Origin of the sequence: Mixta mediterraneensis (assembly GCF_014946725.1) — a bacterium.
Classification (GTDB): Bacteria; Pseudomonadota; Gammaproteobacteria; order Enterobacterales; family Enterobacteriaceae; genus Pantoea; species Pantoea mediterraneensis.
Genome location: NZ_JACFXY010000004.1, coordinates 306954 through 320107 on the forward strand (window position 1 = coordinate 306954; position 13154 = coordinate 320107).

The 13154-nt window shown below is 53.2% G+C and carries 11 protein-coding genes, 1 tRNA gene and 2 pseudogenes; 7 read left to right on the forward strand and 7 right to left on the reverse strand.

Going from position 1 to position 13154, the window contains the following annotated elements; all coding sequences use genetic code 11:
• Positions 1-13: 13 nt before the first annotated feature.
• The gene (locus H2P46_RS10110; RefSeq protein WP_202987393.1) at positions 14-1528 is read right to left on the reverse strand and encodes an aldehyde dehydrogenase (NADP(+)); all 1515 of its coding nucleotides are present in this window, start codon (positions 1526-1528) and stop codon (positions 14-16) included.
• 193 nt (positions 1529-1721) lie between these two features.
• The gene (locus H2P46_RS10115; protein WP_193404953.1) at positions 1722-2579 is read right to left on the reverse strand and encodes an IclR family transcriptional regulator; all 858 of its coding nucleotides are present in this window, start codon (positions 2577-2579) and stop codon (positions 1722-1724) included.
• A gap of 456 nt (positions 2580-3035) precedes the next feature.
• Between H2P46_RS10115 and H2P46_RS10120 the strand changes: the two genes are divergently transcribed.
• From H2P46_RS10120 to H2P46_RS10145, 6 genes are all read left to right on the forward strand, one after another.
• On the forward strand, positions 3036-3938 hold the full coding sequence (locus tag H2P46_RS10120; RefSeq protein ID WP_193404954.1) for a dihydrodipicolinate synthase family protein: 903 nt from the start codon (positions 3036-3038) through the stop codon (positions 3936-3938).
• Between the two features lie 87 nt (positions 3939-4025).
• Positions 4026-4871: an MFS transporter gene (locus tag H2P46_RS10125; protein ID WP_193404955.1), complete on the forward strand. Its 846-nt coding sequence runs from the start codon at positions 4026-4028 to the stop codon at positions 4869-4871.
• 42 nt (positions 4872-4913) lie between these two features.
• Positions 4914-5366: an MFS transporter gene (locus tag H2P46_RS10130; RefSeq protein ID WP_193404956.1), complete on the forward strand. Its 453-nt coding sequence runs from the start codon at positions 4914-4916 to the stop codon at positions 5364-5366.
• A gap of 160 nt (positions 5367-5526) precedes the next feature.
• Positions 5527-6837 carry an MFS transporter gene (locus H2P46_RS10135; RefSeq protein ID WP_193404957.1) on the forward strand — a complete coding sequence of 437 codons (1311 nt, stop codon included), beginning with the start codon at positions 5527-5529 and terminating at the stop codon, positions 6835-6837.
• Positions 6838-7055: 218 nt separating this feature from the next.
• Positions 7056-8078, forward strand: coding sequence for an LLM class flavin-dependent oxidoreductase (locus H2P46_RS10140; RefSeq protein WP_193404958.1), 1023 nt, complete (start codon positions 7056-7058; stop codon positions 8076-8078).
• Positions 8079-8397: 319 nt separating this feature from the next.
• Positions 8398-9768, forward strand: coding sequence for an aldehyde dehydrogenase family protein (locus H2P46_RS10145; protein ID WP_193404959.1), 1371 nt, complete (start codon positions 8398-8400; stop codon positions 9766-9768).
• Positions 9769-9884: 116 nt separating this feature from the next.
• Here the strand turns inward: H2P46_RS10145 and H2P46_RS10150 are convergent, their stop codons facing one another.
• The 4 genes and pseudogenes from H2P46_RS10150 to H2P46_RS10165 form a co-directional block, all read right to left on the reverse strand.
• Entirely contained in the window at positions 9885-10004 is a 120-nt protein-coding gene (locus H2P46_RS10150) for a DUF1330 domain-containing protein (RefSeq protein WP_193404960.1), read from the reverse strand.
• Positions 10001-11214, reverse strand: a protein-coding gene (locus H2P46_RS10155) for an IS3 family transposase (RefSeq protein ID WP_193404961.1) whose coding sequence is annotated in 2 segments (ribosomal slippage) — positions 10001-10920 and positions 10920-11214 — 1215 coding nt in all. Because the reading frame shifts where the segments join, the coding sequence is not laid out codon by codon here. The genes H2P46_RS10150 and H2P46_RS10155 overlap by 4 nt, the downstream gene beginning before the upstream one ends.
• 27 nt (positions 11215-11241) lie before the next feature.
• Positions 11242-11640, reverse strand: a pseudogene (locus H2P46_RS10160) (Arm DNA-binding domain-containing protein); the annotation flags it as partial.
• A 161-nt stretch (positions 11641-11801) separates the two neighbouring features.
• Positions 11802-11877, reverse strand: a tRNA-Asn gene (locus H2P46_RS10165).
• Between the two features lie 121 nt (positions 11878-11998).
• On the opposite strand from H2P46_RS10165, the pseudogene H2P46_RS10170 reads away from it, so the two are divergent.
• Positions 11999-12233, forward strand: a pseudogene (locus H2P46_RS10170) (hypothetical protein); the annotation flags it as partial.
• An 86-nt stretch (positions 12234-12319) separates the two neighbouring features.
• Here H2P46_RS10170 and H2P46_RS10175 read toward each other — a convergent pair.
• Entirely contained in the window at positions 12320-13150 is an 831-nt protein-coding gene (locus tag H2P46_RS10175) for a glycosyltransferase family 8 protein (protein ID WP_193404963.1), read from the reverse strand.
• Positions 13151-13154 lie beyond the last annotated feature (4 nt).

Below are 13154 nucleotides of genomic sequence, written 5' to 3' on the forward strand. Positions count from 1 at the left end.
AGCCATGAAATGCTTATGAATGTGACGCCAGCGGGAATGGCAGCAGAGCGGTAGGAAAATCCTGATAACATACCGGCCGTAAAAAGCGCTGAATTGCCGTTGCGCCCACTGAGGTGCTGCGCGCATCGCTGGTCGCCGGGAAAGGACCGCCGTGCACCATGGCATAACCAACATCCACGCCGGTTGGGTAGCCGTTAATAATAATGCGCCCTGTCCGCGCTTCTATGTGAGGTAACAGGGTTCGTGCCAGCGGATAATCGGGTTCATTTAGCTGTAGGGTAAAAGTCAGTTGCCCTTCGATCGTCTCAATTACTGATTGTAAAACCGCCTCATCCTGACAGCGCACCAGCAACGACACGGGGCCAAATATTTCATTTTGCATGGCGGGTTGCGCAAGGAAGGTGTCGGCATCGGTGAGATAAACCTGCGCTTGCGTCTGATGCGGCGTCGCCGCAGGTTGTCCCGCGCCGAGCAGCCTTACGCCTGACAAGGCGGCCAGCGCTTCACTGTTTTGCTGGCAGGCGCGCTGTATGGCAGGCGTTAACATCGTGCTGGCGGGTTTTTGTGCCAGCGCTTCGGCAGTGAGCTGGCAAAAGTTTTCCAGCGCCGGGCTGTCCAGAGCCAGAGCGATGCCAGGATTGGTACAAAACTGTCCTGTGCCTAAGACCAGCGAATCCACATAGCCTTGCGCGATGCTGGCGCTGCGCTGTGCTAACGCAGTGGGGAACAGTAATAAAGGGTTAATGCTGCTCATTTCGGCATACACCGGAATTGGGCGCTGACGCTGTTGCGCGCACCTGACCAGCGCCAGCCCGGCATTGCGGGAACCGGTAAAGCCGACGGCTTGTATCGCTGGATGACTGACTAATGCCTGCCCGCTGTGATGCGATGTACCGTGCAAGAGCGCAAATACCCCAGGCGGAAGCTGACACTGTTTCACCGCGTCCACGATAGCCTGACCCACCATCTCGCTGGTACCGGGATGGGCCGGATGCGCTTTCACCACGACAGGGCATCCGGCCGCTAACGCCGAGGCGCTGTCACCGCCAGCAACAGAAAAGGCGAGCGGAAAGTTACTGGCACCAAATACCGCTACCGGGCCGAGCGCTACCTGCCGCTGGCGCAAATCAGGGCGGGGCAAGGGTTTACGCTCAGGCAGCGCGGTTTCGATTATCGGCGCCAGGAATTCACCGCGTTCAACCACATCGGCAAACATATTCAACTGGCCGATGGTGCGGGCGCGTTCACCCTCAATGCGGCCACGCGGCAGAGCGGTTTCCTGCATTGCCCGATCAATTAACGCATCGCCAATCGCCAGAATATTATCGCCAATCTGGCGCAGAAAACGCGCACGCAGCGGAAGATCCCGTTGAGCATACGCGTTAAAAGCCTGTGCCGCGCACTGACAAGCCTGATCAATTTGCGCCGGGCTGGCCTCATGAAATAGCGGAGGAAGGGCGTTGCCGCTCTCGGCTTCCATCGCCGAAAAAGCCTGCTCCTCACCGCAGAGGCGCAGTCCGTTAATCATGAGTTCTCCTGATAATGCCATCGTATTCTCCTCAAAGGGGATAATGTTGTAATCAGGCGCAGCAGCGCCACTATGTCAGAATCGTCAAAGCCCGTGGCCCGCATGGCAAAACTGGCCCATGCGGTCTGGCGGGTAACGAAAGCGTACAGCGCAGCGATCGGGCGTCGGCGAGTCCACCGCTGAAGAGACCTGACTAGTCGGGCAGGGCGGGCAGATCGCTGCGGCGAGCCACGGATGATGCATGAAGGCCAGGGCGAGGCGGTGTCCAGCCCAGCTCCAGCGAAATTTTGTTCGCCATGTCAATAACCAGACTCGCCAGCCCTTCCAGCCGCGCCAGCGGCAATCGTTCGGCCGGGCCAGAGACACTGATAGCCGCAAATACCTGACCGTTTGCAGCACGTACTGGTGCGCCGATGCAGTGCACGCCCAGTTCGTTTTCTTGCAAATCCAGCGAATAGCCGCGCTCACGAATACGCTGTAAGTCCGCTTCCAGCGCTGGGCCTTCAGCCAGCGTAAACGGGGTACGCTGTGGCAGTGAATCGTCGATAATTTTGCGAATCAGTCCCGGCGGTTGCCAGGCCAGGAACGCTTTACCTACGCTGGTACAGTGCACAGGTGCGGCTTCGATTCGCGTCACCATTGTGTTACCGGTGCTGTTCATTTCCTGGCGCTCAACAAAAGCCATCTGTGCCCCATCAAAGATGCATAAATGGGTGCTTTCACCGGTAATCAACTGCAACTGGGCCGCGTAAGGGCGCGCGTGACTGTCAAGATCCAGGTTCTGGATAACCAGATTGCCCAGCTGAAACAGCTTCATTCCTAGCTTGTAGGTTTCGCGCTTACCATTCTGTTCCAGCAAGCCGATGTCGCGCAGCGAGGACACCAGACGATGCGTCGTGGCACGCGGTAAACCGGTACGCGCGGCAATATCGGCCGGGGTCAGATTCGCGTCGCGTCGTGAAAAACACTCCAGAATTTGCAGTACCTTCGTCAAACTTTTAATGGCGGCCTGATTTAAGTTTTTAGCCTGGCTTCCGGCGCTCATTGTCATACCCACTCCAGAAATTCAGATACAGAGAAGCGCGGCAGGGTGCCCGCTTACATCACAGTATTCTATCATGCTGCCCCTTATACTGAGACGTCTGCGTAAAATAACGCTTTTTCGGTAAAAATTCCCTAAATCCTTCAGATGACCGCCATATTATCTCGTAATGTGGGATATGGATTTAAATATGACTTTATTAATCCTTATTGTAAAGGCGGCTTTTTTACCGCTTCACCGTCTTTTAGCGTGCTGCTTTTTCAGGAATATTTCATCTTGTGGCTGTATTTAAAGGTTTTTATCTGATTATTAGAAGGTTGAAGTTGTTATTGGGTTGTGGTTTTTTTTGGCCTTGTTATGTGATCTTAATTCCACATTGATAGATTAAATGTTGATCGTTATCTTTTTGTCTCACATTAATTGATTACTGCGAGATGTTATCGCCTAATCAAACGGGAGCAGAAAATGAGTCAGCATAACCACACTGAATTGAAAGCGAAGCTGCGCGGTGTTCTGCCGCCGATTACCATGCCGTTCAATGCGCAGGGCGAACTGGTTCGTGGCGGACTGAAGCAGCAAATCGACTTTATTATTGATTCGGGGGCCAGTGCCATTGTGGTAGGAGGCAGTACCGGAGAAGGGCATACGCTGTCGGACGAAGAGTTTCGTCAGGCCATGACCGAAGCTTATGAAGCAAACAATGGACGGGTGCCGTTTATCGCTGGCTTAATTGTTAACAGCACACGTCAGGCTATTGCTCGCGTGAAAATGCTGGAAGGCATGAAGCTGGATGCGTTACAGGTTACGCCGGTACACTACCTGTTCAAGCCTGATGATGATGCTACCGTTCGCCACTTTCGCGAAATCTATGAAGCCACGCAGACGCCCATCCTGATTTACAACGTTATCCCATGGAATTATCTCAGCCTGTCGCTGATGAAACGTATCATGGAAGAAGTGCCGGGCGTGGTGGGGATGAAACAGAGCGGCGGCGACCTGAAATCCGTGTCTGATCTGCTACTGCGTTGCCCGGATAAAATCATTGTCAGTGGGGTGGATGCGCTGCTTTATCCTGGTTTTACCATCGGCTGCCAGGGCGCTATATCAGCGCTGACCAGCGCGGTGCCTTCGGTTGTGGCGAAACTCTTCAAGGCAGTGGAGGAGAATGATCACGTCCCTGCGCGTGATATTCATTCCCGCCTGAATGATTTATGGAACACGTTCCCGCATGACAATCTTCCCGCCTGCGTCAAATATCTGCAAAGCCTGCAAGGTGTGCCGCTTTATCAGCCTCGTCCGCCAATGCAGCCGGTCAGCGAAGAACTAAAACAAACGATTAAAGCGTCGTTTGACCGTCTGATGCGCTAACTCACCTGCCTGCGCCATTTTGTGACGCAGGCCATTATAATCATCGCCGCGACCAGCCTGACAGCTGGCGTGGCGGAGGTGCAGAAGATGAAAACTTACCACTCTACCTCTCTCCCTGCCGAGCAGCGCGAGGCGGCGCCAGTGCCCCAAAAAATTGCCCGACCCAGACACCATCTGCGCTGGGCAATTATCGGCATTATCATCTTGCTGACCATCACCAATTATCTTGACCGGGGCAACCTGTCAGTGGCTGCCCCGCAGATAATGCAGGATTTAGGGATCAGTCACGCCATGATGGGGGTGATTTTATCCGCCTTTGTCTGGCCTTACGCCATTATGAATTTGCCAACAGGCTGGGCGGTGGATCGCTTCGGCGTCAAATTGCTACTGGCGCTGGCTGCTGGGTTGTGGTCTCTGGTCGCGATACTGACCGGTTTTGCTCGCAGTATCGGCACGTTTATTGGATTGCGAGTCGCGCTTGGCATCAGTGAAGCGCCGCTATTTCCGGGGGCGTTAAAAGCGACGGATACCTGGTTTCCTGATCGGGAGAAGGCCGCTGCCACTAGCGCGTATATTGCCGCTACGCAAGTGGGGCTGGCGCTGGCACCGCCGCTGTCTACTTTGTTGATGGCAGCTTATGGCTGGCCCATGATGTTCATCATTATGGGGGTGATCGGCTTCATCGCATTGGCCGGTTGGCTGGTGCTGTATCGAGAACCCGATCGGCATCCATGGTTGCATCAAGACGAGCTGCGTTACATCAAAGCAGGGCAGGCCACTGCGCAAGAAGCGGCCGATGCACCGCGCGTTACCGTGCGTGAATGGGCTACGTTGTTCAGGCATCCCTCAGTCTGGTACATGGTGACTGGCGGATTTTGTCTGCAATATGTGTTTTGGTTCTACATAGGCTGGCTGCCAACTTATTTGCAATAGGCGCAGGGCTTTACGTTAAATCGCGCGGGCTGGCTTTCTGCCTTGCCTTATATTGCTGGCGGCGTAGCGGTATTAATTGGCGGACGTTTTTCAGACCGGCTGGTGATGAAGGGTATTGATCCGTTTAACGCGCGTCGTTTCTCTATTGCGGGTGCTGCGTTGCTGACCGCGCTGGCGATGTTTATGACCGCGATGGCCAGCGGTCCGGCATTAGCTGTGGCACTGCTGACTTTAGGCATGTTCACTTACAGCCTGTCATCGGGCAATTACTGGACGCTGGCCGCAGAAGTCGTCACCACCAAAAAATGGGTAGCATCCATTGGCAGTATTCAAAATTTTGGCGGCTTCCTTGGCGGGGCTTTCGCGCCCGTGGTAACCGGGATTGTTATCGACCGCTTTGGTGGCTTTGTTCCTGCCTTGCTGCTGGCCGGTGTGATGGCGCTGATTTCAGCCGCGATGTATGGCATTGCGCTGCGTCACCGCTTACCGGTTTAAGCGATAACAGGCATGATATTAAAGGCAGTGGTCGCCCGGTGCTGCCCGGCATCGGCGGATGTAAAGCCTTATCACAATTGTCCCGGTCTGGTCTGGCCTTAAGACGTGCGGTTACTCGCTCAAGTAACGCATACACTGACACACTTCCTGGAGAAGCCTGATGAACGCTCATGAGATCACCGTGACCTCAGAGGTCAGCGCGCCTGCATCCCGCAGCGAGATGCGCAAAATCGTTACTGCCAGCGTAATGGGCACCATTATTGAATATTACGATTTCACGCTTTACACCACTGCCACCGCTCTGGTTTTTAACAAAATCTTTTTTCCTGGCGAATCGCCGTTGATCGGATCGCTGGCGGCTTTCGCAACCTATTTTGTAGGATATTGTGCCAGGCCGTTAGGCGGTGTGCTGTTTGGGCACTTTGGCGATCGTATCGGCCGTAAGTTCGCCTTGATGATGACGTTATGTATCATGGGCGCAGGGACTTTCCTGATTGGCTTGATCCCGCCTTATGCGCAAATCGGCGTCTGGGCGCCGGTACTACTGGTGCTGTTGCGCTGCCTACAGGGCATTGGCATTGGGGGGGAATACGGCGGCGGCATGACGATGGTAGTAGAGCATGCTCCGCCAGAACGGCGCGGATTTTACAGTTCGCTGGTGCATATTGGTGTTCCTGCGGGTTTTCTCTTGCCGATTATCTTTATTACCCTGCTTAACCTGGCGTTGGATGAAGAGGCGTTTTTATCATGGGGGTGGCGTGTGCCTTTCCTGTTAAGCCTGATATTGCTGGGAGTCGGTATGTTTATTCGTAGTCAGATTGAGGAAACGCCGGCTTTTAAACGGATGAAGCGGGAAGGGAATCAGGCCAGACTGCCGGTGATAGAGGCGCTGCGTCATCATCTGCGGGATATTGGTTTTGGTATTGGTGCAAAAATTGCGGAGAGCGGCCTGTTTAATATCTACGCAGTGTTTGCCATCAGCTATTGTGTCAATGTGTTGGGGTTGAAAAGTCAGGTCATTCTGTTTGCCATTTTACTGGCCTGCCTGCTGGAGTGCTTTACCCTGCCGTTGTTTGGCTATATGGCCGATCGCTTTGGCAAAAAGCGGGTGTATATCGGCGGCATGATCCTACAGGCGCTGCTGGCATGGCCATTTATGCTGATGCTGGCAAGCGGCAATCTGGCATGGATTTATCTGGCAATCGCGCTCGGCCTGGCATTAGGCCACGGTAGTACATTTGGCGCACAGGGCGTTTTCTTTTCATCGCTGTTTCCCGCTCGGGTGAGGTATAGCGGCCTGTCGCTGGTACAGCAAATTGGTCCTATTCTTGGCGGTGGTCTCTCGCCGATGATCGCCACCGCTCTGTTAGTCAGCGGTGAAGGTGATGGTTGGGTTATTGGTTATATGATACTGATGGCCCTGTTTTCCGCGGGCTGCGCATGGCGGCTGCGCGACGCTTCAGTCCATTAAGCCACCTACGCTCTCAACTCAGCAGGCCGGGGTTTCGCTGTTTTGCCTGGCGAAATTCCGGCAATAACAAGGCGTTATTTCTCTGAGCTTCGTCGAAAAACTCGAATGTGCGGTTGAAAGAAATTGACTATCAGTTGCGGTCTGACTGGCGTAACCTTTTTTCATCAAACATTGTTTTATGACGCGAGGGCATAACGTGCCCGCCGGAGAAGTCATCCATGAAAAAAATTGGTTTTTTATCTTTCGGACACTGGACGCCGTCTTCGCAGTCGGCGACACGCTCGGCGCAGGATGTGTTGCTGCAATCAATCGATTTAGCCGTCGCGGCTGAAGAGGCCGGCGCAGACGGTGCTTATTTCCGTGTACATCACTTTGCCCGCCAGCTAAGCTCGCCCTTTCCGCTGCTGGCGGCTATTGGCGCACGCACCCGGAAAATTGAAATCGGCACCGGTGTGATTGATATGCGCTATGAAAATCCGCTGTATATGGTGGAGGATGCCAGTGCCGCTGACCTGATTGCCAGTGGTCGCCTGCAATTAGGGATTAGTCGCGGATCGCCTGAGCAGGTGATTGATGGCTGGCGTTATTTTGGCTATGTGCCGCAGGAAGGCGAATCCGATGCGGATATGGGGCGACGTCATACCGAAGTCTTCCTTGATGCGCTGCGTGGTGAAGGTTTTGCTAAACCCAACCCGCAGCCGATGTTTCCAAACCCGCCAGGTTTGTTGCGTCTTGAGCCGCTGTCGGCAGGTTTGCGCGATCGCATCTGGTGGGGTTCTGGTTCCAACGCCACCGCCGAATGGGCAGCAAAAATGGGCATGAACCTGCAAAGTTCTACCCTGAAAGATGATGAGACCGGGGAGCCTTTCCATATTCAGCAGGCGAAGCAGATACGTGCCTATCGTGAAGCCTGGAAAGCGGCGGGGCATACGCGCGAGCCGCGCGTCTCCGTAAGCCGCAGCATTTTTGCCCTGATAAATGACCAGGACCGCGCCTATTTTGGCCGCAGTGGGCAGGAGCAGGATTCAGTGGGTTTCCTTGACGAGAAAACCCGTGCCATTTTTGGCCGTAGCTACGCGGCAGAGCCGGAAGCGCTCATCAAACAGTTAGCACAGGATGAAGCCATCGCTGAAGCGGATACGCTACTGCTTACCGTGCCAAATCAGCTCGGTGTGGCCTACAACGCGCATGTGATCGAATCGATTCTGAAATACATTGCGCCGGAATTAGGCTGGCGTTAACGCTGTCCAACGGGCAGGAATCACGCCCATGAAAAAGCCCGCTCAGGTTTGCCTGAGCGGGCTTTTTACTCCCTTCTCAGCCCGTGTTGCGTGCGGCTTGCAACACGCGGGCATCGCTTGCAGATGGTTTATCAGACACTGTTTTCTGTATAAATGGCTCATCCATTACCCTTACAGAGCAAGACGGCACCGTCATAAGTGGATGATCTCTACTCCATCTGTTCATTTTTCGAAAACAACTTGGTTATTATTATTCATTTTCTATCATGATTTCCGCCGCGTATGGTGAGGTTAACTTTCAGCACAACCGGGAATTATCATGACTGATTACGCAATCTCTAAAAACCCCGCTACTGGCGAGATACTGGCACGGTATCCAATGCAATCAGTGACTGAACTTGAAAGCATACTGGCGAACAGCCGCAGTGCATTCAAACGCTGGCGTGACAGCGCAATGGCAACGCGAGTTAGAGTATTACACCAGCTGGCAGAGCAGCTTCGCCAGCGTGAACCTGAACTGTCACGTATGGTTACTCTGGAAATGGGCAAACCCATCGCCCAGGCGCGTGCTGAAATTCTTAAGTGCGCCACCTTATGTGACTGGTATGCCGAGCAGGGGCCTACCATACTTGATGATCAGCCCACACAAATTCCCGATGCCTGGCAGCGTTTTAAACCGATTGGCACCATTTTGGCCGTCATGCCGTGGAATTTCCCGTTCTGGCAGGTGCTGCGCGGTGCGGTGGGTATGTTGCTGGCGGGAAACACCTATGTGCTGAAACATGCGCCTAACGTGATGGGAAGCGCCATGCTGATGGCCGAATTGTTTGCCGCTACCGATCTTCCCGACGGTGCATTTGCAGTTATCAACGTCAACAATGATGGTGTATCCGCTGCGATTAAAGACCCACGTATAGCTGCCGTTGCCGTGACCGGTAGCGTTCGGGCAGGGGCCGCTATTGCGGCGCAGGCAGGTTCCGCGCTGAAAAAGACGGTGCTTGAACTGGGCGGGGCCGATCCTTTTATTGTACTGGCTGATGCCGATCTGGATGAAGCCGTGAAATCTGCCGTACAGGGTCGTTACCAGAATACCGGGCAGGTATGCATGGCCGCCAAGCGCTTTATTGTGGAAAAATCGATTGCTGACGAGTTTGAAGCGCGTTTTAGCACTGCGGTACAAGCGCTGACGATGGGCGATCCATTGGATGAAAAAAATTATCTTGGTCCGATGGCACGTTTCGATCTGCGCGACGAATTGCACGAGCAGGTACAACGATCTCTGCATGAGGGTGCGCGCCTGGTACTTGGCGGCGAAAAGATCGCAGGGGAAGGCAACTATTACGCGCCAACTATCCTTAGCGATGTCACCACGCAAATGACGGCCTTTCGTGAAGAATTATTTGGACCCGTTGCAGCCATTGCGATAGCGCGCGACGCCGATCATGCCCTGGAAATTGCCAACGATAGCGAATTTGGCTTAAGTGCCACCGTATGGACCGCAGACAATGCCATCGCCGACCGCCTGTCTGATCGCCTGGAAACAGGGGCCGTATTTATTAATGGCAACGGCGCATCGGATCCGCGCGTTACCATCGGTGGGGTGAAAAAAAGCGGCTATGGACGTGAATTATCACATTTTGGCGTTCATGAATTTTGCAATATTCAGACCGTCTGGAAAAACCGCCGCTAGGGCTTCACGGTACAAGGCGGCAGACAATGTCGCCTGAAGTCAGCGACAACCGCTGAAAGCATTGTCGCGGGCCAGCCTTTAAGGTGCTGGCATCAGGCCTGAGTCCAGACTGAAAATCAGAGCCCGTCAACAAGGGTAATCAGGGCGTCCGCTACGGCTTCGCGTTCAGCGCGGGCACGTTGATACTCTGGTGAGTGATAACACTGTAGCGCGCTCTGATAATCTGTAGTGGTCAAGTAATATTGGCCACGGTTTTACAGTAAAAACGGTATCTGTTCTCTGACTCTTCCGGCGTCAGTCCACCGTTATAATGGTGAGGTCTGACGCTATTGTAGTAGCTCAAGATGTAACCATTAATTTGCTGTCGGGCCTCGTCCTTACCCGCATAGCCTTCCGCCGGCACCCATTCTGTTTTCAGACTGCGGAAGAAGCGCTCCATGGTACTGTTATCCCAGCAGTTTCCCCGTCGGCTGACGCTTTGTTTTATTCTGTAACGCCAGAGAACTTGTTGATATTTCAGACCGGTATACTGGCTTCCCTGGTCGCTATGGAACATGACATCATGCGGTTGACCACGCGTCTCATAGGCCATCCGCAGCGCATCGCTTATCAGTGCGGTATCGGCATTCGCTGACAGACTCCAGCCGATAACCCTGCGGGCAAAAAGATCCATAACAACCGCCAGACAGCACCAGCGATTTCCTGCCCGGATATATGTAATATCTCCGCACCATACCCGGTCTGGCTCTGGTACAGCGAACTGACGCTCAAGCAAATTCGGCAGGCAGGTATGCGCCTGACGGGCATTTTTGTACTGATGTTTTCCGGGCTGACAACTGCTCAGGTTCAGGTATTTCATCAGACGCCCGGCACGGTAACGGCTCATCGGGACGCCGTTGTGGGTCAGCATGTCAGCCAGAGTGCGCGCGCCCGCAGAGCCCCGACTCTGATTCCACGCCCGGCGTATTTCGCTGCACAGCCTGACTCGCGCCGGATTAACCGTATCGCGTCGTTTTCGCCAGTATCGGTAACTGCTGCGGTGTATTCCCAGAGCAGAACACAGGCTGACAACCGTGTGGCTGTCACTCAGTCTGGCAACTATCGTGAACCGTTCAGTGAGTCGGACATCAGGAGCGCGGTAGCCTTTTTTAATATCGTATTCTGTTCCTCCAGGCGGCGAACCTGCTTTTCCAGCTCGCGGATACGTTGCTGGTCTGGAGTAACAGGTGTGGCAGAGGGCGTAATCCCCTGGCGCTCTCGCCTGAGCTGGCGCACCCAGCTCTCAAGCGTGGTAGAACCGACATTCATCGCCTCACTGGTTTGTCGATATGAGTAGCCCTTATCAATAATCAGCTGTGCACATTCCAGCCTGAACTCTGGAGTGAAAGTACGCTTAGTTTTCTTGTTCATTAAGTCACCTGTTTTATGTTGTGGTGAGAATATCACCTTTATTCAGGTGGCCAAATTTACTGCGCCACTACACGGAAAGATGTGATTTTTCATGCTGGCAAGCAGGCGGTCAGCGGTATTCTGCGACCACTTCTTATTACTTTTATGCCAGCTCAGAGCCACGGCCTCAAAGAATTTTTCCGGCGCGCGAGAAGCTCTTTCGGCGATACGTTGCTGAGCGGGGTTAATGTTCTGCGCCAGCAACTTGCGGATACCGTCACGTTGTTGCCGGGCGTCGGAAAGGGATATATCGGGATAAGCGCCTAAGCCAAAGCGGGATTCTTTACCGTTAATTCGATACTTAAGATACCAGAGACGTGAGCCGCCTGGATTGACCAAGAGGTATAGACCGTGTGAATCGGAGACTTTGAAGGATTTATCAGAAGGCTTGAGACTGCGGATTTTCGTGTCGTTGAGAGACATATGGGGGTCACTCCATAATCGAACCAAACTGACCCCAAATCTGACCACCAAATTCTCCCGATGCAGAGGGTAAAATCAAAATGCATCGGGAAGATTTTTCACGCTAACTTGTTGAACCAACATCAGATAAGGATTCGCAAAGAGGCATGAAGACGAGAAATTGGCTCCTCTGACTGGACTCGAACCAGTGACATACGGATTAACAGTCCGCCGTTCTACCGACTGAACTACAGAGGAATCGTTTGAACGGGGCGCATATTAACGGCGGTCCATGACCTTGTCAAAGCTCTTTTTCACAAAACTATTTGACTGCTGAAATATACGCCAGTGAATCGAGTAGAGAGAAAAGGCACATTACGTGGAGAACGAAGATCAAGCCAGCGCGCTGCTGCGTTTTCAAAATGGCGTCTATGGCATGACTGAAATGTCGCGCATTGCCTTTGGCAGCAAAATGGCACCAACCAATGTGGTTACCGGCACTCAAGAATCGGGCGACAGAATATGCTCCCGATTTCACCAAAGGCTTGCAGGTACAGAGAGTCGTGGACGTGATTGTGATTTCGGCACTGAAAAGAAAATGGATAGCGGTGTGATTTTCAGTTAAGTGTGAACTTCCCTTCAACCTGACATCCTCTGCTAAACAGCCAGGACGGGTTGAAGGGGAGCACACCGAAAAAGGTTAGCCCTCAGTACTTTTCTCCCACCAGAGTTTATCCAGCGCATAATAGCGGTCACGCTCGGCTTCCGGCTGATCCAGATTGCGGTGCCATGGCTTAGCCAAAATGTAGTGCAGATTCTTGACGTTATCGCTCTGCCACATTTGGCTATGCTGAAACGGCAGCGTTTTCAATGCGTTGTAAATATACGACAGCGGTAACCAGCGACCAGCAAAGACCTCATTCAATAAATCCTGCTCCGAGAACGGATAAGCGCTTAAATCATCAATCGCGGCGATCCGCTGCGCTAATGCGTCAAATACTGCATTATCCGGTGTTAACACCAGAAAGCCGCCATTCAGATAATTATCAAGTTTAACCGGGGCCGGTTTGCCGCGATCCTGCCAGGTATAATGGCAAAATTCCGGTTGCCAGCTAACGGGATAAGTGGAAATTTTGTTCGGGTTACAGCGACAGGCATGACATGCTGCGAGCAGGTTATCGCCAAGATCCAGCGTAAACAGCTCATCCATATTTTGCAGTACCAGCATATCGGCATCTAAAAATACTACGCGTTCACAGTCTGTCAGCTGCCAGGCACGCAGCTTGGTCCAGACTTCACCAAACTGCGCCGACGCATAGTGATGTTCTAAATCGTCGCGCGGATAAAGCGGCTCGACCTGATGAATGACACAGCCTTGTGCCTGCAGATCTTCGCGATCGGCGAGGGGAATCGCATCCGTGGTCATTACTATCAGCGGCCAACGCGTTTCGCTCTGTTTCAGTGAGCGATGCAGCGCTTTCACGCCAACTAAATAGTCGGGTTGAGTCAACAACGTTACCCAGGCAAACATAATT